Here is a 19709-nt window from a genome sequence, read left to right as displayed (position 1 = left end):
GCTCAGGCTATGCTCAACATGTCGCCCGATCAACCGGCGCGGCGCAGGGGCTCACGCCGCCACTGCCGACCTGGCATCGCTCGCCCCGATGACCGGCGCGCGGAAGCCGTAGAGCGTGCGCAGCCGGTCGAGGGCTGCGGCATTCACGCTGATCTGCAGCGCGCCGGTGGGCTGGCCGGCGACGTCGGCGGGGAGGCCGAGGGGTTCGATGTCCCAGCCGACCGCGAGCAGGGTCGGCAGATAGGCGGTGTGGGTCATCATCGTGTAGCGCGCGATGCCGTGCGCGAGCGCGTACTCCATCAGCGCCATGACCAGCCGCATGCGGACCTGAAGCGCCGCGGCGGGGGTCAGGCCGGGGGTGGTGCACAGGCGGGTGATCTCCCACACGTCGTCGCCGGTCGGTACGGCGTCGGCGCACAGGAAGGCGAATTTGTCGCCCAGCAGGTGCGGGCCGGCGGTGCAGACCAGCCGCACCGACCCCAGATGCGCGCCGCTGAGCGGTTCCTGCGCGACCAGATAGACCGCGGCCTCGGTGTCGTATTCGTCGATCTCGAAGGCATCGTCGACGACGGGAATCTCCCACTTCAACGCGTCGACGAACACCGCCTTGCGGTCGCGGTGCATCTGCGTGATCGTGCCGGCAAAGGCGCTGCGGTTCTCGGCGGTGACGACGGCGACCATCTGGCAGACCCCTGCAATATTAACCTTGATCAGGCTTATCGTCGGTTAGGGTTACCGGGCGAATACCCCCGATCAGGGGTAGCTGGCGGGGGACGGCCGGCGCGGCTAGACGAGGGCGATGACAGCGCATCCCGAAGCCCAGTATCTCGACCTGCTCGACCGCGTCTGGCGGACAGGGAGCGAGCGCCGCGACCGCACCGGGGTCGGCACCAGGGCGCTGTTCGGCGCGACGATGCGCTTCGACCTGGCCGACGGCACCGTGCCGCTGCTGACCACCAAGCGCATCTTCTGGAAGTCGGCGGTGCGCGAACTGATCTGGTTCCTGAGCGGCGACACCAACATCCGCGAGCTGGTCAGGCAGGGCGTGCACATCTGGACCGACTGGCCGCTGGCGAAGTACCGCGCCGCTACCGGCGAGGCGATCGACCGCGACGCGTTCGAGGCGCGGATCGTCGAGGACGACGCCTTCGCCGCGGAGTGGGGCGACCTGGGCCGCGTCTATGGCGCGCAATGGGTCGGCTGGCGGACCTACGAGGCGGCGGGCGAGGGGCTGTTCCGCGCCGGCCAGCCGGTCAACCAGATCGCCGAGCTGGTGAAGGGACTGCGCGACAACCCGTCGTCGCGGCGGAATATCTTCACCGGGTGGAACGTCGCCGAGCTGGGTGGCATGGCGCTGCCGCCGTGCCACATGACCTATCAGTATTTCGTCGCCGACGGGCGCCTGTCGGGCATCCTCTACCAGCGGTCATGCGATCTCGGGCTGGGGTTCGGCTTCAATATCTTCGAGCATGCGCTGCTGATCCGCATGCTCGCCGACCAGTGCGGGCTGCTGCCCGGCGAGTGCATCTGGATGGGGGCCGATGCGCACGTCTATCTGAACCACGGCGATCTCGTCGCCGAGCAGCTGACGCGCGAGCCGCGACCGTTTCCGAAGCTGACGCTGGCGCCGGTATCGTCGATCTTCGACTATCGCTTCGAGGATGTCGCGGTCGAGGGCTATGAACCGCATCCGCACATCGCGGCGCCAGTGGCGGTCTGAACATGAACAAGTAAGCGAATTTGACGGTCGCGAAGACAATGTGAAAACCCGCGCGAAGTGCGGCGCGACGGCGTTTCGGCAGGGATAGGGCAGGCGGCACGATCATCCTCTGAACGTACCATATCGGTTCAGAAATGTCAATCCCGGTCAGCCGCGTGCGAGCAGATACTCCACCACCAGGTCCGCCGCCGCGTCGACGTCGAGCGCGGTCGTATCTATGCGCAGCTCGGGCGCTTCGGGGGCCTCGTACGGGCTGTCGATGCCGGTGAAATTGGCGAGCTTGCCGGCGCGCGCCTTGGCGTAGAGGCCCTTGACGTCGCGGCGCTCGGCCTCGGCGAGCGGCGTGTCGACGTGGATCTCGATGAACTCGCCCTCGGCCATCATCCCGCGCACCATGTCGCGCTCGGCGCGGAACGGCGAGATGAACGCGGTGATGACGATCAGCCCGGCGTCGGTCATCAGCTTGGCGACCTCGCCGACGCGGCGGATATTCTCGACGCGGTCGGCGTCGGTGAAGCCCAGGTCGCGGTTGAGGCCGTGGCGGACATTGTCGCCGTCGAGCAGGAAGCTATGCCGTCCCAGCCCGTGGAGCCGCGTCTCGACCGCATTGGCGATCGTCGACTTGCCCGCACCGCTGAGCCCCGTGAACCATAGCACTGCGGGGCGCTGGCCCTTCAGCCGGGCGTGACTGGTCCGGTCGATATCGGCCGCCTGCCAGTGGACGTTCTGCGCACGGCGCAGCGCGAAGTTGAGCATGCCCGCCGCCACCGTGGCGCGCGTCTCGCGGTCGATCAGGATGAAGCCGCCGAGCGTCCGGCTGGCGGCATAGGGTTCGAAGATCAGCGGCCGGTCGAGGGCGAGCGTCGCGACGCCGATGGCGTTCATGTCTAGCGTCTTGGCGGCGAGCTGCTCGCCGGTGTTGACGTTGACCTGGTATTTGGGCGCCTGCACCGTGGCGGTCGCGACCTGGGTGCCGAGCTTGAGGTCGTAGCCGCGCCCGGGCAGCAGCGGCGTCTCGGCCATCCAGACGAGCGTCGCCTCGAACTGCGCGGCGGTTTTGGGCGGGGAGGCAGCCGCCGCGATCACGCAGCCGCGCGAGCAGTCGACCTCGTCCGCGAGCGTCAGGGTCACCGACTGGCCGGCCTGAGCCTCCGCCAAGTCGCCGTCCATCGTGACGATGCGCGCGACCGTCGTCGTCCGCCCCGACGGCAGGACGCGCACCGCGTCGCCGGGGCGCACCGTGCCGGCATCGATCAGCCCCGCGAAGCCGCGGAAGTCGGACGTCGGGCGGCTGACCAGCTGGACGCTCATGCGGAAGGGTTTCCCCGCGTCGGCATCGTCGACCGCGACGGTCTCGAGATGCTCGATCAGCGTCGGGCCGGCGTACCACGGGGTGCGCGGCGAGGCCGTCGTGATGTTATCCCCGCCCAGCCCCGAGATCGGGATCGCGGTGACCGCGCCGATGCCGATCTGGCTCGCGAACGCGCTGTAGTCGGCGACGATCTCGTCGAAGCGCGCCCGGTCGAAGTCGACGAGGTCGATCTTGTTGACCGCCAGCACGACGTGGCGGACCCCGAGCAGGTGCGCGAGCCACGAGTGCCGCCGCGTCTGCACCAGCACCCCGGCGCGCGCATCGACGAGCACCACCGCGAGGTCGGCGGTCGACGCCGCGGTGACCATGTTGCGCGTGTACTGCTCGTGCCCCGGCGTGTCGGCGACGATGAACTTGCGCTTGTCGGTCGCGAAGAAGCGATAGGCGACGTCGATGGTGATGCCCTGCTCGCGCTCTGCGGCCAGCCCATCGACGAGCAGCGCGAAATCGAGGGCCTGCCCTTGCGTGCCGTGGGCGCGCGAGTCGACCGCCAGCGCGTCGAGCTGGTCGGCGAATACCGCGCGGCTGTCGTAGAGCAAGCGGCCGATCAGCGTCGACTTGCCGTCGTCGACCGACCCGCAGGTGATGAAGCGCAGCAGCGACTTGGTGCGGTGCGTCGCCAGATAGGCGGCGATGTCCTCGGCGACGGCGGCAGGGGCGGCGTAGGCGGCCATCAGAAATACCCCTCGCGCTTCTTCTTCTCCATGCTCGCGCTGGCGTCATGGTCGATGGCGCGGCCGGCGCGTTCGGAGCCGGTGGCGAGCAGCATCTCGCGGATCACCCCGTCGAGCGTCGTCGCGTCGCTGGGCTCGGCCCCCGACAGCGGGTAGCAGCCGAGCGTCCTAAAGCGCACCGAGCGCATCTCGGGAACGCGGCCGTTCAGCGGCATGCGCTCGTCGTCGACGACGATGGTCAGCCCTTCATGCTCGACGACGGGGCGTTCACGCGCGAAATACAGGTCGGCGATCGCGATGTTCTCGGCGGCGATATATTGCCAGATGTCGAGCTCGGTCCAGTTCGACAGCGGGAAGACGCGAAGGGATTCGCCGCCCGCGTGGCGTGCATTGTAGAGCCGCCACAGTTCGGGCCGCTGCGCCTTGGGGTCCCAGCCGTGGCTCGCCGAGCGCAGGCTGAAGATGCGTTCCTTTGCCCGCGACTTCTCTTCGTCGCGCCGTGCGCCCCCAAACGCGACGTCGAAGCGGTGATGGTCGAGCGCCTGGCGCAGGCCGACGGTCTTCCACAGGTCGGTATGGACGCTGGCGCCGTGATCGAACGGGTTGATGCTGCGTGCCAGCGCATCGGGGTTCTGCCAGACGATCAGCTCGATGCCCGCCGCCGCCGCAGCAGCATCGCGGACGCGGTACATCTCGGCGAACTTCCACGTCGTATCGACATGAAGCAGCGGGAAAGGCGGGGGGCCGGGGAAGAACGCCTTGCGCGCGAGGTGTAGCAGGACCGCCGAATCCTTGCCCGCCGAATAGAGCAGCACGGGCCGCTCGGCGTCTGCGACGGCTTCGCGGAAGATGTGGATCGCCTCGGCTTCGAGGCGGTCGAGGTGGGTCAGCGTCATCGAGCGCCCGTCTAGCGCGCGTCGCGGGGGTGGAACAGCAGCGCGCTGCTTGGCGATCGCGAAGCAGCGCTATGGCGCGGGCTTCACCGCGACGAGCTCGACGTCGAAGATCAGCGTCGCGTTCGGCGGGATGTCGGCACCCGCACCGTCGCGGCCGTATCCGAGTTCGGGCGGGATCGTCAGGGTGCGCTTGCCGCCGACTTTCAGCCCGGCGATGCCTTCGTCCCAGCCGGGGATGACCTCGCCCGCGCCGAGCACGAAGTCGATCGGCCGCCGGGCGTCGAGGCTCGAATCGAACTTCTTGCCGCGCTTGCCGGCGGGCGTCGCGAGCCAGCCGGTGTAATGGACCGTGACGCGGTCGCCCGCCTTCGCAGCCGCCCCGGTGCCGGGCTTGACCTCGACGCTGCGGACGACCGGCGGCTGGGGCATGGCTGGGGTGGCGGCGGCGAGGAGCAGGGCGGCGAGCGCGATCATTCGGAGGACCTCAACTTGACTGGCACGCGGCTGTACGACACGCCCGGCGCCTCGTCACGTGAGGTAAGCGCATGATCGTCAGCTTCGTCGTCGCGCGTGCCGACAATGGCGTGATCGGCCGCGACAATGCGCTGCCGTGGCACCTGCCCGCCGACCTTGCGCACTTCAAGCGGCTGACCGTCGGCAAGCCCGTGGTGATGGGGCGGCGGACCTTCGAATCGATCGGCCGGCCGCTGCCGGGACGGCACAATATCGTGCTGACGCGATCTGACTGGCGCGCCGACGGGGTGACGGTGGTGCCAAACCTTGCCGAGGCGATCGCCGCCGCCGGCATGGACCCCCGGGCGCGGGCCGAGGAGGTGATGGTGATCGGCGGAGCGGCGGTCTACGCGGACGCGCTTCCGCTGGCGCGGCGGGTGTATCTGACCGAGGTTCATGCGGCTCCGCAAGGAGATACGCTGCTGCCGGCGTTCGGGGCGGACGTGTGGCGGGAAGTGGCGCGCGAGGACCACGCGGCCGAGGGCGAGCGGCCGGTGTACAGCTTCGTGACGCTGGAGCGGATCTGAACCTTCCCCTCGCCGTCATGCTGGCGAACGCCAGCACCCATTGCCGCGCGGGCTCGAGGGGTGGAGTATCGGGCCAAAGTGGGTGCTGGCGTTCGCCAGCATGACGAATAAAAGTGAGGTTGGGGGAGGGCGCGCATGACCTTGCGCAGGATCGTGTTCGGCATCGCCGCGCTGCTCGTCGTCGCGGTCGCGGCGTTCCTGATCTTCGCCCCCGGCATCGCCGAGCGCGGCATGAACCGCGTCGTCGGCGGGCCGTGGCCGGTCGGCGAACGCGCCAGGGCGCTCCACGCCAAGCTGTTCATCGCCGACCTGCACGGCGACACGCTGTTGTGGCAGCGCGACTTCGACGCTGCCGCGACGCGCGGGCAGGTCGACCTGCCGCGACTGCAGGCGGGCAATGTCGGGCTGCAGGTCCTGTCCTCGGTGACCAAGACGCCGAAGGGGCAGAACTACGAGTCGAATTCGGGCGATACCGACAACATCACGCTGCTCAGCATCGCGCAGCTGCAGCCGATGCGAACCTGGGGGTCGCTCGTCGAGCGGTCGCTGTGGCACGCCGAGAAGCTGCACCGCGCCGCCGAACGCGCGCCGGCGATCCGCGTCGTGCGGACGCGCGGCGATGTCTCGGCGCTGCGGCCCGGGGTGGTCGGGACCCTGTTGTCGGTCGAGGGCGCGCACAACCTCGAGGGCGATTTGCGCAACCTCGACCGGCTGTACGCCGCGGGCTTCCGCATGATCGGCCTCGCGCATTTCTTCGACAACGAGCTCGCGGGCTCGATGCACGGCGAGAAGAAATACGGCCTGACCCCGTTCGGGCTGAAGGCCGTGCGCGCGATGGAGGCGAAGGGCATGATCGTCGATGTCGCGCACGCCAGCCATGCCGCCTTCGCAGACGTCATGCGGCTCGCGGCGCGGCCGGTGGTGGTCAGCCACGGCGGGGTCAAGGCGACGTGCGACACGAACCGCAACCTGACCGACGATGAGCTGCGTGCGCTGGCGAAGAACGGCGGGGTGATCGGCATCGGCTACTGGGACGCGGCGGTGTGCGCGCCGACGCCGCAAGCCACTGCCAGGGCGATCGTCCATGCGGTGAAGGTCGCCGGCATCGACCATGTCGGGCTGGGGTCCGACTTCGACGGGTCGGTGACGACGGGGTTCGATGCAGCGCACATCAGTGCGGTGACGCAGGCGCTGATCGATGCGGGCCTCAGCGACGCCGATATCACCAAGGTGATGGGTGGCAATGTGCGGCGGCTGCTGATGGCGGGGTTGCCCGCCTGACGTTACGCCCCCGGCTTGCGGCGGCGCGCACGATCGGCTATCCGCCGCCGCGTGAGCATGAACTCCCCCTCGCGATCGCACGCGCCTTTCTGGCGACGGTGACGCTGTAGCTTAGGCGCGGCGTCGTTTCGACGTGCGCTTCCGGCAGGCCCTGCCTGCCACTCCACACCAATTCAATCGATACACCGGCGTGGACAGGCGCGCCTCGGGGGTTTCCAAAACCGCCGATCCCGGTTCGAGTCCGGGCGCCGGTGCCAGGGTTCCGCAGTGCGCGGCACCTCCAATGCTTCCGTGGCGCAGCAGGACAGCGCAGCAGATTCCGAGTCTGAAGGTCGCTGGTTCGAGTCCAGCCGGAAGCACCATTTTCGCGAGGGGCAGACAGGCGCGATGCGTCGCGTTAGACCCCGGCCATGGAACGGATTTTCGGGGGGGACGCGGTACCGGCACGCTTGCGCGGTGGCGTCGTCGCGCTGGGCAATTTCGACGGCTTTCACCGCGGGCACCAGGCGGTGGTCGGGCGGGCGCTGGCGCGGGCGCGCGCCGAGGGGCGGCCGGCGCTGGTCGCGACCTTCGATCCGCATCCGGCGCGGCTGTTCCGGCCCGACTCCGCGCCCTTCGCGCTGACCCGCATCGACCAGCGGCTCGACCTGTTCGAAGGGTTCGGCATCGACGGCACGGTGGTGCTGCCCTTCGATCGCGCGCTCGCCGCCGAGACCGCGCAGGGGTTCTGCGCCAACTGGCTGCAGGGCCGCATCGGTGCCGCGGCGGTGGTCAGCGGCAACGACTTCACTTTCGGCGTCGGCCGCTCGGGCGACGTCGCGGCACTGCGCGATCAGGGCCGCAGCCATGGTTTCGACGCGGAGGTCGTCGAGCCCGTCGCCGACACCGGCGGCACGATCTCGTCGAGCCGGATCCGCGCGCTGCTCAAGGGCGGCGACCCGGCGGGCGCGGCGGCGCTGCTGACGCGGCCGTACACGATCTCAGGCGTCGTCGAGCATGGCGCGAAGCTGGGGCGGACGCTCGGCTTTCCGACCGCCAACATCGACCTGGGTCCGTATTTGCGCCCGGCTTACGGGGTGTACGCGGTGCGTGTGCGGCGGGCGGACGGGACCCTGCACGACGGCGTCGCCAACCTCGGCGTGCGGCCGATGATCGAGCCGCCGAAGGAACTGCTCGAGGCGTGGCTGTTCGATTTCGACGACGACCTTTACGGCGAGACGCTGGGGGTCGAGCTGATCGCCTACCTGCGGCCCGAGGCGAAGCTCGACGGGCTGGAGGCGCTCAAAACCCAGATCGCGGCGGATGCCGAGGCGGCGCGGGTCGCGCTGGCACGGTAAGCATTTGCGTGAACGCGCGCTTGCTCTAGACGCACCCCCGCCATGACCGACTACCGCAACACCGTCTTCCTGCCCAAAACCGACTTTCCGATGAAGGCCGGGCTGCCGCAGAAGGAGCCCGAGATCCTGGCGCGCTGGCTGGGCGACGGGCTGGAGGCGAAGTTGCGCGCCGCCCGCAACGGCCGCGAGAAATTCATCCTCCACGACGGTCCGCCCTACGCCAACGGCGACATCCACATCGGCCACGCGCTCAACCATATCCTGAAGGACCTGGTGGTGCGGACGCAGACGCTGCTGGGCAAGGACGCGCCCTACGTCCCCGGCTGGGACTGCCACGGCCTGCCGATCGAGTGGAAGGTAGAGGAGCAGTATCGCGCCAGGAAGCTGAGCAAGGACAGCGTCCCCGCGGCCGAGTTCCGCGCCGAGTGCCGGGCGTACGCGCAGCACTGGGTCGAGCGCCAGCGCGAGCAACTGAAGCGTCTCGGCGTCGGCGGCGACTGGGACCACCCGTATCTGACGATGGCGTTCGACGCCGAGGCGACGATCGTCCGCGAGCTGCTCAAGTTCGCCGACTCCGGCCAGCTGTACCGCGGCGCCAAGCCGGTGATGTGGTCGCCGGTCGAGAAGACCGCGCTGGCCGAGGCCGAGGTCGAGTATGAGGACATCGTCTCGACCCAGATCGACGTGGCGTTCGAGATCGTGGAGAGCCGCTTCACGAATCTGATCGGCCAACAAGTCGCCATCTGGACAACGACGCCGTGGACAATCCCAGTCAACCAGGCGATCGCATATGGGCCTGAGGTGGAATATGTTCTCCTGAATCTCGTCGATCTTAATGCGAAACGCGAACTTCCATTTGTTCTCGTCTCACACAAACTTGCCGATAGCTTCCTCGCTCGTATCGGGTTTCCAGCATTGCATGCTGATCCTGTGGATGGCCGGTCTGCCGTTGCGGAGCCATTGAGTGACGGCAAGTCGATGTACTTCGACCCTATTCCCGGCAGTGCTTTAGCCGGCACCGTCGCCCGCCACCCGATGCACGCGCTCGGCGGGTTCTTCGCGCGCCCGCGGCCGTTCCTCGCTGGCGACTTCGTCACCACCGAGCAGGGCACCGGCCTCGTCCACATGGCGCCCGACCACGGCGAGGACGACTTTCTGCTGTGCAAGGCGAACGGGCTGGAGCCGGTGTTCGCGGTCGAGGGCGACGGCAAGTACCGCGCGGACTGGGCGTGGCTCGGCGGGCAGGGCAGCGTCATCAACCCGAAGTTCAACGCCCCCGACGGGCCGATCTGCACGGCGCTGCGCGAGGCGGGGGCGCTGCTCGCGGCGAGTGCGGACTATAAGCACAGCTATCCGCATTCGTGGCGGTCGAAGGCGAAGCTGATCTTCCGCGCGACGCCGCAGTGGTTCATCCCGATGGACGTGGCGCACGGCGGGCAGACGCTGCGCGACACCGCCCTCGCCGCGATCAAGGACACGCGCTGGCTGCCTGCGAAGGGCCAGAACCGCATCACCGCGATGGTCGAGGGGCGCCCCGACTGGGTGATCAGCCGCCAGCGTGCGTGGGGCGTGCCGATCACGCTGTTCGTCGACCGGCGGACGGGCGAATATCTGCGCGACGCGGAGGTCAACGCGCGCATCGTCGCCGCGGTCAAGGCGGGCGGCGCCGACGCCTGGTGGGCGACCGACCCGGCCGTCTTCCTGGGCAACGCGCGCGACGCAGCGGACTATGAGCGCGTCGACGACATCCTCGACGTGTGGTTCGACAGCGGCTGCACCCACGCCTTCGTCCTCGAAAGCGGCGAGTGGCCGGCGCTGAGCAGCCCCGCCGACCTGTACCTCGAAGGCTCCGACCAGCATCGCGGCTGGTTCCAGTCGTCGCTGCTCGAAAGCTGCGGCACGCGCGGCCGGGCGCCGTACAAGGCGGTCCTGACCCACGGCATGACGCTCGACAACAAGGGCTTCAAGCAGTCGAAATCGCTCGGCAACGTCACCGATCCGATCAAGGTCATGGAGACCTACGGTGCCGACATCGTCCGCCTGTGGACCGCGACCGTCGACGCGACCGAGGACCACCGCATCGGCGACGAGATCTTGAAAGGCGTCAGCGACCAGTATCGCAAGCTGCGCAACACCTTCCGCTACCTGCTCGGCGCGCTCGACGGCTTCGACGAGGCCGAGCGCTGGACGGACGCAGGCACGATGCCCGAGCTCGAACGTTGGGTGCTCCACCGCCTGACCGACCTCGATGCCGAACTGCGGACCTGCGTCGGGAACTTCGACTTCAACGGCTACGTCACCGCGGTCTCGACCTTCGTGAACAACGACCTGAGCGCGTTCGTCTTCGATATCCGCAAGGACTCGCTCTACTGCGACGCGCACGACGACCCGAAGCGGCGGGCGTACCGCACGGTGCTCGACCATGTGTTCGAAGCCCTGGTGAAGTGGCTCGCCCCGGTGCTGGTGTTCACCGCCGAGGAGGTGTGGGCGACGCGCTTCCCGGGGGCGGAGTCGGTGCATTTCAGCGACTGGCCGGGCATCGACGCGGCATGGCGCGACGAGGCGCTGGCGGCGCGCTGGGAGCGGCTGCGCGAACTGCGCGGGCTGGTGACGGTCAGCATCGAGCCTCTGCGGCGCGAGAAAAAGATCGGGTCGAGCCTCGAGGCCGCGGTGACCGTGAGCGCCGATGCGGACAGCGTCGCCCTCATGCAGTCGGTCGACTTCAACGAGCTGTGCATCGCCGGTCAGACGGCGTTCCGGGTCGTCGATCAGGAGGCGGTAACCGTCGAGGCGACGACCGATCCCCGCTGCGAGCGCTGCTGGCGGCACCGCCCCGACGTCGACCCGGTCACCGGGCTCGACGCCCGCTGCGCCGCGGTGGTGGCATGATGGGTAAGTGGGCGACCCTCCCCTTCAGGGGAGGGTCGGAGAGACGCCGCGAAGCGGCGGCCCCGGGGTGGGGACGTGCGGGCGGGAAGTCCCCACCCGCGGGCCGCGCCTGCGACGCGACTCTCGCACCCTCCCCTGAAGGGGAGGGTTGGGCATGAAGCGTCTCGGCTACGGGCTCGCCATTGCGGTGTTCATCCTCGACCAGCTGTCGAAATACTGGATCGTCGAGATCGTCCAGCTGCAGAGCCGCGGCTGGGTGCCGGTCACGCCGTTCCTGACGCTAACCTGGGTGGCGAACTACGGCGTGTCGCTCGGGCTGTTCCAGGCGGGGACCGACGGGATGCGCTGGCTGCTCGTCGCCGGGACGGGGGCTATCGCGGCGCTCGTCGCGGTGTGGATCGCGCGTGAGCGGGCGCGGGGCGACGTCGTCGCGCTGGGTCTCGTGCTCGGCGGCGCGCTGGGCAATATCGTCGACCGCATCCGCTACGGCTATGTCGTCGACTTCGTTCATGTCCAGTATGGGTGGTTCGACTTTAAATATGTCTTCAACGTCGCCGATGCGGGTATAAGCATCGGCGTCATATTGCTGCTGGCGCGCGCGCTGTTCGTGCGCACGCCGACGAAGGAGTTGTCATGAGAAGCGCTGTCGTTCTGGGTCTCGCTGCCGTTTCGCTCGCCGCCTGCGGCAAGGGCGGGCTGGCGGACCGCAACGCCCCCGACGAATTCGCGATCAGCCGCAACGCGCCGCTCGTCGTGCCGCCCGACTTCGCGCTGACCCCGCCCAAGCCCGGTGAGGCCCGCCCGATCGGCCAGGATGCGCAGGGCGCCGCCGCCGAAGCGCTGTTCGGCCCCGGTGTCCGCGTGCCGCCGAAGTCGGCGGCCGAGCAGAACCTCCTCGACAAGGCCGGCGCGACCAAGCCCGAACCCGGCATCCGCTCGAGCGCCGGCGACCCGCAGACCCCGACCGTCGACAAGGGTGCGTTCCTGAAGGAGCTGATGGGGGCACCGGCGGGGACGACGAATGCGCAGGTTGCCGAGGTGGTGCCGGGCTGACGCTACCCCTCCCCTTCAGGGGAGGAGCGAGAGACGGCGAAGCCGGCCCGGGGGTGGGGCTGGCCCCGACCGTAAAGAGAAGACCCCACCCCGGGGCCGCTGCTGCGCAGCGTCTCTCCGGCCCTCCCCTGAAGGGGAGGGCGGGGCGCCCTACTTGAACAATCCCCCCAGCAACCCCCGCAGCAGCGTTGCCCCGACGTTCCCCGCAATATTCCCTCCCGCTCGCCCGCCGATCGAGCGCCCGATCCCGCTCGCAACCTGACGCCCGACGCTGCTCGCCGCCGAGCGCGCGACGCTCTCGATCAGCTTCTCGCTCATCGACTTGGGCACCGGTCGCGCCGCTGCGCGGGCCTGCGCCGCCGCCAGCTTGGCGGCCTCGGCATCGGCCTTCGCCTGTGCTTTCGCAGCGATTGCGGCGGCCTTCTCTTCCTTGGTCTTGGCGGCCTCGGCGTCGGCGGCGGCCTGCGCGGCGGCGGACTTGGCGTTGAGGATCTCGTACGCCGACTCGCGGTCGATGGCCTCCTCGTACTTGCCCGCGACGCCCGAGGTGTCGATCATCAGCTTGCGCTCGGCCGCGGTGATCGGGCCGACGCGTGAGCGGGGCGGGGCGATCAGCGTGCGCTCGACGACCGACGGCGAGCCATCGTCCTGAAGCAGCGAGACCAGCGCTTCGCCGACCTTCAACTCGGTGATCGCGGTGACGACGTTGACCTTGGGGTTGGCGCGGAAGGTCTCGGACGCGGCGCGGATCGCCTTCTGGTCCTTCGGCGTGAAGGCGCGGAGCGCGTGCTGGACGCGGTTGCCGAGCTGGCCCGCCACCGTCTCGGGGATGTCGACGGGGTTCTGGCTGATGAAGTAGACGCCGCAGCCCTTCGAGCGGATCAGGCGGACGACCTGCTCGATCTTGTCGAGCAGCGCCGGGGGTGCCTCGTCGAACAGCAGATGCGCCTCGTCGAAGAAGAAGACGAGCTTGGGCTTGGGCAGGTCGCCGACCTCGGGCAGGGTTTCGAACAGCTCGCTGAGCAGCCACAGCAGGAAGGTCGCGTAGAGGCGCGGGGACTGCATCAGCTTGTCGGCCGCGAGGATGTTGACCTGGCCGCGACCCTGGTCGTCGACGGTCAGGAAGTCGGCGATGTCGAGCGCCGGCTCCCCAAAGAAATGCGCGGCGCCTTGCGATTCGAGCTGCAGCACCTGGCGCTGGATCGTGCCGACCGACGCGCGGGTGACGTTGCCGTACTGCGACGCCAGCTCCTGCGCATTGTCGGCGCACCACGCGAGCAGCGCCTGCAGATCCTTCAGGTCGAGGACGTGCAGCCCGTTCTCATCGGCATATTTGAAGGCGACGGCGAGCACGCCCTCCTGCGTCTCGTTGAGCCCCATCAGGCGCGCCAGCAGCAGCGGGCCCATCTCGGAGATCGTCGTGCGGATCGGGTGGCCCTGTTCGCCGAACAGGTCCCAGAACACCACCGGGTTGTCGGCGAAGCTATAGCCCTCGATGCCGATCTCTGCGGCGCGCTTGGTCGTCCAGGCAGCGGCCGCGGTGCCGGTCATCGCCATGCCGGCGATGTCGCCCTTCACGTCGGCCATAAAGACGGGGACGCCCTCGCGGCTGAACCCCTCCGCAAGCGTCTGCAGGGTGACGGTCTTGCCGGTGCCGGTCGCGCCGGCGATCAGCCCGTGGCGGTTGGCGCGGCGCAGCACCAGCGCCTGGGGATGCTCCTCGCCCTTACCGATGAAGATGCTGTCCGCCATGTACGCGCTCCCGACTTGAAGCGCCCCGAATAGCCGTTACGGTGCTGCACGCAAACCTCGGGGGGAACCGACCATGCTCAAACTGCTGATCACCGGCGCGCTGCTCGCTGCCGCCACCGCCGCGTCGGCGCAGGCGCCCGCCTGCACCGGGCAATTCGTGGGTATGCGGGTTTCGAAGCTCAAGCCCGGCGGCAGCATGGCAGGCTTCGCCGAGGCCGCGAGGGCGAACCAGGCATGGTACGCGTCGAAGGGGTTCAAGGACGACAAGGTCATCGTGGTGCCCGTCTACGAACGCAGCGGCGGCGTCGACAAGCCGTCGGTGGTCAAGGTTTCGACGATCCACGTCTATGGCAACACGCCCGGCTGGAAGAAGGACGCCGCCTGGGACGCCTTCGTCGCCAAGTACAACGAGAACGCGTCGATCGAGAGCGACGTCAAGCTGTGCCTGCCGAAGGGCACGTTCCGGTAATTCTGGGTCGCTAGGTCCAGTACAGCACCCGCGCAGCCGGCAGCGCCCGCGCAATCTCGGCCTCGAACCAGCCGCGCAATTCGGTCATCGTCGGCTTGTCGTAGACGTGTTTGACGCTGCCGAACTTGGTGCGCTTTTCGGCACGGTTCGCGGCACTCATGTCGAGCGCCGAGCCGGGGTACCAGCTGTCGAGCACCGCCTTCGAGGTGGGCGAGAAGCGGTGGGTGATCAGCTCGACGGTCAGGTCGGGGTCGGGGGCACCGTCCAGCGCGGCGGCGACGTTGGCGATCAGCCCGGCATAGGCCTCGCGCCAGCCTTCGGCGGCGATGATCGGCGCGATGGTCAGGCCCATCGGATAGCCCGCCATCGCCATCCGCCGCAGAGCCTGCAGCCGCGCCGCAACGGGCGCGGTGCCGCCTTCGAAGCGCGCATAGGCGGGGGGATTGATCGACACGCGCATCCGCGTGCGGCCGTTGTGGGCGAGGGTCAGCAGCGGCTCGACACTCGCGAACTTGGTGGTGAAGCGCAGCTGCGCGTCCGCCTGCCATTCGCCGAAATGCGCGATCGTCGCCGCCAGCGAGCCGGTCAGATGCTCGATGCCGAGCGGGTCGGTGTAGCACGACGCCTCGAAGGTCGTGCCCTCGTGTGCGCGCGCCCTCGAGCGTGACGTCACCTTGCCCTGCCCCAGATAGGCGGGGAGCGCCGCGAAGATCTCGGGCAGGTTCGCGTACGCCCGGGTGATCGGTGGGCCCTTGAGCGAGCCCGCGAGATAGCAATAGCTGCAATGCGCGGGGCACCCCTCGGCGAGGTCGATGCGCCAGTCGGCCGAGGGTGCGATCGGCTGGAAGCGCAGTTTGCCCGGCGGCGCGACGACGATCGCCAGCGTCGACTTGGCCTGCGCATAGCCGAGGTCGCCGATGCCAAGCCGGTCGCTGGCAAGCTCCTCGACCGGCAGGCCGAGCGCCGCGGCGCGCTCGACGATGCCGCGCCCGTGCTCCCACGCCAGCGCCGAGCGCGTGACGATGACGCGCTTCGGCCGCCACAGGCGCGACGCGAGCAGGGGGTCGGCGTCATCCATGCTCGGCCAACCCGCCGGGACGCCCGCGGTTCATCGGCGTGCTTGTCGCATCGCGGCTTGACGACTGCACGGACGTTTGTAGCTTCCGCTGCGAGGGTGGAGACAAGATGATGAAACGATTTGCGATTCTGGCAGCGATCGCGCTGGCTGCGCCGGCGACGGCGGGGGATGTGACCGTGACGTTGAACGCCGTCGAGGCGCGGCCCGGCATGCTGATCGTCTCGCTGTTCGACCGCGCGACGCTGTTCCGGGCGAAGCCGCCCTATTTCGCGATGGTCAAGCCGGTCGCTGGGACGGTCACGGCGACGCTTAAGGACGTCGCCGCGGGCGATTACGTACTCGCCGTGACGCACGACGCCAACGGCGATTTTCAGCTTGGGATGAGCGCCTCGGGCGCGCCGACCGAGGGCTGGGCGATGTCGAACGCCGACAAATTGCGCGGCCCGCCCGACTTCGACGTGATCAAGGTCGCCGTCCCGGCCGCCGGCGCGACGCTGACCGAGACGATGGTCTATCCCAAGCCCTAGCTCGCGTCGGGTTCGATCTTCGCGAGCCCCAGGCGGCGCAGTTCGATCTTGGGGCAGCGGTCCATGACGACCTGCAGGCCCGCGGCTTCGGCCTTGGCGGCACCCTCCGGGCTGATCACGCCGAGCTGCATCCACACCGCCTTGGCGCCGGCGGCGATGGCCTCGTCGACGACGCCGGGCACGTCGGCGCTGCGGCGGAAGATGTCGACGATGTCGATGGGGTCACCGATCTGCGCCAGGTCGCGCCAGACGAATTCCCCGTGAACATGCTCGCCGGTGATGCGCGGGTTGACGGGAATGACGCGGTAGCCGTGCTCCTGCAGGGCGTGCATGACGCCCCAGCTCGGCTTGTCGGGCGAGTCCGATGCGCCGACGACTGCGATGGTGCGCGCGCCTTCGAGCAGGTCCCGGATTTCGTCGTCGGTGGTGAGGGGCATGGGATCGTCTTTCGCGTTGGTTTGCGGCGTTACAAACCCAGTCCGACACTGACCCGTTCCGCGATCCCCTCGAACTCGGGCGCCGCTCCCGGCTCGCCGGCGTCCGAGGCCGCCCGCAGCGCCATCGTCAGCGGCACCGCCCCCAGGAACGGCACGCCCGCGCCCGCGCCCAGGTCCTCGGCCCCGCCATGCCCGAAGATGTCGCTGCGCTCGCCGCAGTGGGGGCAGACGAACATGCTCATGTTCTCGACCAGCCCGATCACCGGCACGCCGACCTCGCCGAACATCGCGATGGCGCGGCGGGCGTCGATCAGCGCGAGGTCCTGCGGGGTCGAGACGATGACCGCGCCGCTTGGCTTCAGCTTCTGCGCCATGGTCAGCTGGATGTCGCCGGTGCCGGGCGGCAGGTCGATGACCAGCACGTCGAGCACGCCCCAGTTCGCCTGCTCGATCATCTGCATCATCGCGCTCGCCGCCATCGGCCCGCGCCAGATGACCGCCTTGTCCTGCGCCATCATCATGCCGATCGACAGCGCGGTGATCCCGTGCGCGGCCATCGGCAGCAGCTTGCCGCCCTCGATCTGCGCGCGCCCTGGCAGCCCCAGCAGGGTCGGGACCGACGGCCCATAGATGTCGGCGTCGAGCAGCCCGACCTTCAATCCCCGCTTGCCGAGCGCGACCGCGAGGTTTGCCGCCACCGTCGACTTACCGACCCCGCCCTTGCCGCTGGCGACCGCGAGCAGGCGCCGCACGCCGGGCACCGCGCTGTCGGGACGCACCGCGGTGCCGACCGGGGCGGCGGCCTTGGCGGCGGTCATGATGATGCGCACGCCGGTCACGCCGGGCACGCGGCGCAGCGCCACCTCGACCGCGGCGCGCAGCCGCTCGGCCTCGGCGGTGTCGAGCCCGTCGACCGCCAGCACGAGGCCGGCCACCCCGTCGCGCACCACCAGTCCGCTGGCGCGGGTGCCGGCGGCGGCGGCAAGAGCGGCGTTCAGGGTGTCGCGATCGGGCATCTGGGAACCTTTTGGGATGCGGGATTGCCGCATGGCGGTCGCCATCTCGCAAATCCGTGCGCACGTCGTATATAGCGATGACGATGCTCCCCCCTACAGGAACCCTGATGCCCTGGCAGAACAACAATGAGTCCGGCGGCGGTGGTCCGTGGGGCGGCGGTAGTGGCGGCAAGGGCGGCGGTGGCGACGGCGATGGCGGTCCGCCCAAGAGCCCGTGGGGCGAAGGCCCGCCGCGCCGGCCGAACCGTCCCAACCGCCCGTCGGGCAACGTCGATTTCGACGCCTTCATTCGCCGCAGCCAGGAAAAGCTGCGCGGCGCGGTCCCCGGTGGTTCGGGCGGCGGCGGCGGTGGCGGCTTCGCCATCAACAACCGGGTGTGGGCGATCGGCATCTCGATCGCGGTCGGTCTGTGGCTGGCGCTGACCAGCGCCTACCGCGTCGATCCGCAGGAGCGCGGCGTCGTGCTGCGCTTCGGCCGCTACGTCGAGACGACGGGCCCCGGCTTCCACTTCAAGCTGCCCGCGCCGATCGACACGGTGGTCAAGCCCAAGGTCGAGCAGATCCGTTCGGTCGACATCGGCGTCGGTGAAGGCGCGACCGAGAACCTGATGCTGACCGGCGACCAGAACATCATCGACATCGCCTATGCGGTGCGCTGGAAGATCCGTAATCCCGAGCTGTTCCTGTTCGAGCTCGCCGAGCCCGAACAGACGATCCGCGAAGTTGCCGAGTCGGCGATGCGGGCCGAGATCGGCCGCGCCACGCTGAACGACGCGATCGGTCCGCAGCGGGCGCAGATCGCTGACCAGGTGCGCGAGCGCATGCAAGAGCTGCTCGATTCGTATCGCGGCGGCATCGAGGTGCGCGGCGTCGACATCAAGCAGGCCGATCCGCCCGCCGCGGTCGACGAGGCGTTCAAGAGCGTGTCGGCGGCGCAGCAGTATGCCCAGCAGGCGCTCAACAACTCGCGCGGCTATGCCTCGCAGCTGGCCGCGGTCAGCCAGGGTGCGGCAGCGCAGTTCGACGCGGTCTATGCCCAGTACCGCCTGGCGCCCGAGGTGACGCGCAAGCGCATGTACCTCGAGACGATGGAGGGCGTGCTCGGCAAGGTCGACAAGACCTTCATCGAGGCCGGCAACGGCGTGCAGACCTATCTGCCGCTCCCCGAAATCCGCAAGCGCGCGCAGCCGGTCGAAGAGCCCGCTGCTGCCGCCCCCCGCTGAGGCCCGCGCATGACTTTGCTTCGCAACCCGATCGCCTGGGCGGTGCTCGCCTTCCTGGCGGTCATCACCCTGATGAGCACGATCTACACCGTGCCCGAGACCAGCCAGGCCGTCGTGCTCCAGCTCGACCGGCCGGTGCGGATCGTCAACGCCTATGACCCCAAGGCGCCGTTCGGCCAGACCAAGGCCGGGCTGCAGGCCAAGTTCCCGTTCTTCGAATCGGTGCGCTACGTCGACAAGCGGGTGCTCGACCTCGACATGCCCGAGCAGACGGTGCTGTCGACCGACCAGCTGCGGCTCGTCGTCGATGCCTTCGCGCGCTTCCGCATCGTCGACCCGCTGCGCATGATCCAGACCGTCGGGAGCGAGGACCGCGTCGCGGAGGCGCTGTCGCGCATCCTGGGTTCGCGGCTGCGCAACGAGCTCGGCAAGCAGCCTTTTGCGGCGCTGCTGTCGCCTGAGCGGACGACGCTGATGGAGGACATCCAGCAGAGCGTGAACCGTCAGGCGCGCCAGTACGGGGCGGAGATCGTCGACGTGCGGATCAAGCGCGCCGACCTGCCGACCGGCGCACCGCTGGAAAGCGCCTATGCCCGCATGGCGTCGGCGCGGAACCAGGAGGCGCTCAACATCCGCGCGCAGGGCGACAAGCAGGCGCAGCTGATCCGCGCCGAGGCCGACGCCAAGGCGGCCGAGGTCTATGCCGCCAGCTTCGGCAAGGACGCCGACTTCTATGCTTTCTATCGCGCCATGGAGGCGTACCGGAAGACGTTCAAGGACAGCAGCTCGACGATGGTCCTGTCGACCCAGAACGAATTCATGCGCGAATTCGAGGGCAGGCGGACCCCGCGCTAAAGCGACGCATTATTTTCTGGGATGTGATATAAATGCACCGTTCAGGCGCGTGAAAGCATTCATCGCCTGAAATCCCTTCATCCGAAAGGT

At 69.0% G+C, this 19709-nt stretch carries 19 protein-coding genes and 2 tRNA genes; 13 read left to right on the top strand and 8 right to left on the bottom strand.

All coding sequences use genetic code 11. The features are described 5' to 3' along the window. Positions 1 to 51: 51 nt before the first annotated feature. Positions 52 to 681, bottom strand: a complete 630-nt coding sequence (locus FMM06_RS09730) for an acyl-homoserine-lactone synthase (protein WP_144237216.1) — start codon at positions 679 to 681, stop codon at positions 52 to 54. 118 nt (positions 682 to 799) lie between these two features. On the opposite strand from FMM06_RS09730, the gene thyA reads away from it, so the two are divergent. Beyond that, positions 800 to 1720, top strand: a complete 921-nt coding sequence (thyA, locus tag FMM06_RS09725; RefSeq protein WP_144237215.1) for a thymidylate synthase — start codon at positions 800 to 802, stop codon at positions 1718 to 1720. A gap of 147 nt (positions 1721 to 1867) precedes the next feature. On the opposite strand, the gene cysN is transcribed toward thyA, so the two are convergent. The 3 genes from cysN to FMM06_RS09710 form a co-directional block, all read right to left on the bottom strand. Continuing rightward, positions 1868 to 3766, bottom strand: coding sequence for a sulfate adenylyltransferase subunit CysN (cysN, locus tag FMM06_RS09720; RefSeq protein ID WP_144237214.1), 1899 nt, complete (start codon positions 3764 to 3766; stop codon positions 1868 to 1870). Beyond that, on the bottom strand, positions 3766 to 4662 hold the full coding sequence (gene cysD, locus FMM06_RS09715) for a sulfate adenylyltransferase subunit CysD (protein WP_144237213.1): 897 nt from the start codon (positions 4660 to 4662) through the stop codon (positions 3766 to 3768). Before cysD ends, cysN begins: the two co-directional genes overlap by 1 nt. 69 nt (positions 4663 to 4731) lie before the next feature. Beyond that, positions 4732 to 5136: an FKBP-type peptidyl-prolyl cis-trans isomerase gene (locus FMM06_RS09710; RefSeq protein ID WP_144237212.1), complete on the bottom strand. Its 405-nt coding sequence runs from the start codon at positions 5134 to 5136 to the stop codon at positions 4732 to 4734. A gap of 71 nt (positions 5137 to 5207) precedes the next feature. Here FMM06_RS09710 and FMM06_RS09705 point away from each other — a divergent pair, with 71 nt between their 5' ends. The 8 genes from FMM06_RS09705 to FMM06_RS09675 all read left to right on the top strand — a co-directional run bounded on the left by FMM06_RS09705 (position 5208) and on the right by FMM06_RS09675 (position 12262). Further along, entirely contained in the window at positions 5208 to 5702 is a 495-nt protein-coding gene (locus FMM06_RS09705; RefSeq protein WP_185965136.1) for a dihydrofolate reductase, read from the top strand. Between the two features lie 141 nt (positions 5703 to 5843). Then, positions 5844 to 6983, top strand: coding sequence for a dipeptidase (locus tag FMM06_RS09700; RefSeq protein WP_144335425.1), 1140 nt, complete (start codon positions 5844 to 5846; stop codon positions 6981 to 6983). Positions 6984 to 7167: 184 nt separating this feature from the next. Beyond that, positions 7168 to 7240, top strand: a tRNA-Trp gene (locus FMM06_RS16805). Positions 7241 to 7268: 28 nt separating this feature from the next. Beyond that, positions 7269 to 7345 (top strand) — tRNA-Arg (locus tag FMM06_RS09695). 48 nt (positions 7346 to 7393) lie between these two features. Further along, positions 7394 to 8320 carry a bifunctional riboflavin kinase/FAD synthetase gene (locus tag FMM06_RS09690; RefSeq protein WP_144237211.1) on the top strand — a complete coding sequence of 309 codons (927 nt, stop codon included), beginning with the start codon at positions 7394 to 7396 and terminating at the stop codon, positions 8318 to 8320. Positions 8321 to 8362: 42 nt separating this feature from the next. Further along, positions 8363 to 11209 (top strand): isoleucine--tRNA ligase, encoded by a 2847-nt coding sequence (ileS, locus tag FMM06_RS09685; protein ID WP_144237210.1) that lies wholly within the window; start codon positions 8363 to 8365, stop codon positions 11207 to 11209. 154 nt (positions 11210 to 11363) lie between these two features. Further along, positions 11364 to 11846, top strand: a complete 483-nt coding sequence (gene lspA / locus FMM06_RS09680) for a signal peptidase II (RefSeq protein ID WP_144237209.1) — start codon at positions 11364 to 11366, stop codon at positions 11844 to 11846. Continuing rightward, positions 11843 to 12262 carry a DUF3035 domain-containing protein gene (locus FMM06_RS09675; RefSeq protein ID WP_144237208.1) on the top strand — a complete coding sequence of 140 codons (420 nt, stop codon included), beginning with the start codon at positions 11843 to 11845 and terminating at the stop codon, positions 12260 to 12262. The genes lspA and FMM06_RS09675 overlap by 4 nt, the downstream gene beginning before the upstream one ends. A 150-nt stretch (positions 12263 to 12412) precedes the next feature. On the opposite strand, the gene FMM06_RS09670 is transcribed toward FMM06_RS09675, so the two are convergent. After that, positions 12413 to 14014: a helicase HerA-like domain-containing protein gene (locus tag FMM06_RS09670; protein ID WP_144237207.1), complete on the bottom strand. Its 1602-nt coding sequence runs from the start codon at positions 14012 to 14014 to the stop codon at positions 12413 to 12415. A 73-nt stretch (positions 14015 to 14087) separates the two neighbouring features. On the opposite strand from FMM06_RS09670, the gene FMM06_RS09665 reads away from it, so the two are divergent. Next, entirely contained in the window at positions 14088 to 14483 is a 396-nt protein-coding gene (locus FMM06_RS09665; protein WP_144237206.1) for a hypothetical protein, read from the top strand. A gap of 10 nt (positions 14484 to 14493) precedes the next feature. Here the strand turns inward: FMM06_RS09665 and FMM06_RS09660 are convergent, their stop codons facing one another. Next, a complete protein-coding gene (locus tag FMM06_RS09660; RefSeq protein WP_144237205.1) occupies positions 14494 to 15561 on the bottom strand; it encodes an SPL family radical SAM protein in 1068 nt (355 codons plus the stop codon). A gap of 107 nt (positions 15562 to 15668) precedes the next feature. On the opposite strand from FMM06_RS09660, the gene FMM06_RS09655 reads away from it, so the two are divergent. After that, a complete protein-coding gene (locus FMM06_RS09655; RefSeq protein ID WP_144237204.1) occupies positions 15669 to 16088 on the top strand; it encodes a DUF2141 domain-containing protein in 420 nt (139 codons plus the stop codon). Here FMM06_RS09655 and FMM06_RS09650 read toward each other — a convergent pair. Together FMM06_RS09650 and FMM06_RS09645 are read right to left on the bottom strand one after the other, a co-directional pair. Next, a complete protein-coding gene (locus FMM06_RS09650; RefSeq protein ID WP_144237203.1) occupies positions 16085 to 16525 on the bottom strand; it encodes a CoA-binding protein in 441 nt (146 codons plus the stop codon). The two genes, FMM06_RS09655 and FMM06_RS09650, sit on opposite strands and share 4 nt — an antisense overlap. A gap of 29 nt (positions 16526 to 16554) precedes the next feature. Continuing rightward, positions 16555 to 17541 (bottom strand): Mrp/NBP35 family ATP-binding protein, encoded by a 987-nt coding sequence (locus FMM06_RS09645; protein WP_144237202.1) that lies wholly within the window; start codon positions 17539 to 17541, stop codon positions 16555 to 16557. A 107-nt stretch (positions 17542 to 17648) separates the two neighbouring features. On the opposite strand from FMM06_RS09645, the gene hflK reads away from it, so the two are divergent. After that, positions 17649 to 18764, top strand: coding sequence for an FtsH protease activity modulator HflK (gene hflK / locus FMM06_RS09640; protein WP_144237201.1), 1116 nt, complete (start codon positions 17649 to 17651; stop codon positions 18762 to 18764). Between the two features lie 9 nt (positions 18765 to 18773). After that, positions 18774 to 19619 carry a protease modulator HflC gene (gene hflC / locus FMM06_RS09635; RefSeq protein ID WP_144237200.1) on the top strand — a complete coding sequence of 282 codons (846 nt, stop codon included), beginning with the start codon at positions 18774 to 18776 and terminating at the stop codon, positions 19617 to 19619. Positions 19620 to 19709 lie beyond the last annotated feature (90 nt).

This window comes from Glacieibacterium frigidum (genome assembly GCF_007097155.1).
In the GTDB taxonomy this organism is placed as follows: Bacteria; Pseudomonadota; Alphaproteobacteria; order Sphingomonadales; family Sphingomonadaceae; genus Glacieibacterium; species Glacieibacterium frigidum.
Note: the sequence above shows the minus strand (reverse complement) of the source record. Positions and strands in the feature narration are given on the sequence as shown.

Excerpts from the sequence above, each read along its gene's own strand:
- FMM06_RS09710 (WP_144237212.1), bottom strand. The coding sequence starts at position 5,136 with ATGATCGCGCTCGCCGCCCTGCTCCTCGCCGCCGCCACCCCAGCCATG.
- FMM06_RS09705 (WP_185965136.1), top strand. The coding sequence starts at position 5,208 with ATGATCGTCAGCTTCGTCGTCGCGCGTGCCGACAATGGCGTGATCGGC.
- FMM06_RS09645 (WP_144237202.1), bottom strand. The coding sequence starts at position 17,541 with ATGCCCGATCGCGACACCCTGAACGCCGCTCTTGCCGCCGCCGCCGGC.
- FMM06_RS09660 (WP_144237205.1), bottom strand. The coding sequence starts at position 15,561 with ATGGATGACGCCGACCCCCTGCTCGCGTCGCGCCTGTGGCGGCCGAAG.
- lspA (WP_144237209.1), top strand. The coding sequence starts at position 11,364 with ATGAAGCGTCTCGGCTACGGGCTCGCCATTGCGGTGTTCATCCTCGAC.
- FMM06_RS09665 (WP_144237206.1), top strand. The coding sequence starts at position 14,088 with ATGCTCAAACTGCTGATCACCGGCGCGCTGCTCGCTGCCGCCACCGCC.
- hflK (WP_144237201.1), top strand. The coding sequence starts at position 17,649 with ATGCCCTGGCAGAACAACAATGAGTCCGGCGGCGGTGGTCCGTGGGGC.
- ileS (WP_144237210.1), top strand. The coding sequence starts at position 8,363 with ATGACCGACTACCGCAACACCGTCTTCCTGCCCAAAACCGACTTTCCG.
- FMM06_RS09650 (WP_144237203.1), bottom strand. The coding sequence starts at position 16,525 with ATGCCCCTCACCACCGACGACGAAATCCGGGACCTGCTCGAAGGCGCG.
- cysN (WP_144237214.1), bottom strand. The coding sequence starts at position 3,766 with ATGGCCGCCTACGCCGCCCCTGCCGCCGTCGCCGAGGACATCGCCGCC.
- FMM06_RS09730 (WP_144237216.1), bottom strand. The coding sequence starts at position 681 with ATGGTCGCCGTCGTCACCGCCGAGAACCGCAGCGCCTTTGCCGGCACG.
- thyA (WP_144237215.1), top strand. The coding sequence starts at position 800 with ATGACAGCGCATCCCGAAGCCCAGTATCTCGACCTGCTCGACCGCGTC.
- FMM06_RS09690 (WP_144237211.1), top strand. The coding sequence starts at position 7,394 with ATGGAACGGATTTTCGGGGGGGACGCGGTACCGGCACGCTTGCGCGGT.
- cysD (WP_144237213.1), bottom strand. The coding sequence starts at position 4,662 with ATGACGCTGACCCACCTCGACCGCCTCGAAGCCGAGGCGATCCACATC.
- FMM06_RS09670 (WP_144237207.1), bottom strand. The coding sequence starts at position 14,014 with ATGGCGGACAGCATCTTCATCGGTAAGGGCGAGGAGCATCCCCAGGCG.
- FMM06_RS09675 (WP_144237208.1), top strand. The coding sequence starts at position 11,843 with ATGAGAAGCGCTGTCGTTCTGGGTCTCGCTGCCGTTTCGCTCGCCGCC.
- hflC (WP_144237200.1), top strand. The coding sequence starts at position 18,774 with ATGACTTTGCTTCGCAACCCGATCGCCTGGGCGGTGCTCGCCTTCCTG.
- FMM06_RS09655 (WP_144237204.1), top strand. The coding sequence starts at position 15,669 with ATGATGAAACGATTTGCGATTCTGGCAGCGATCGCGCTGGCTGCGCCG.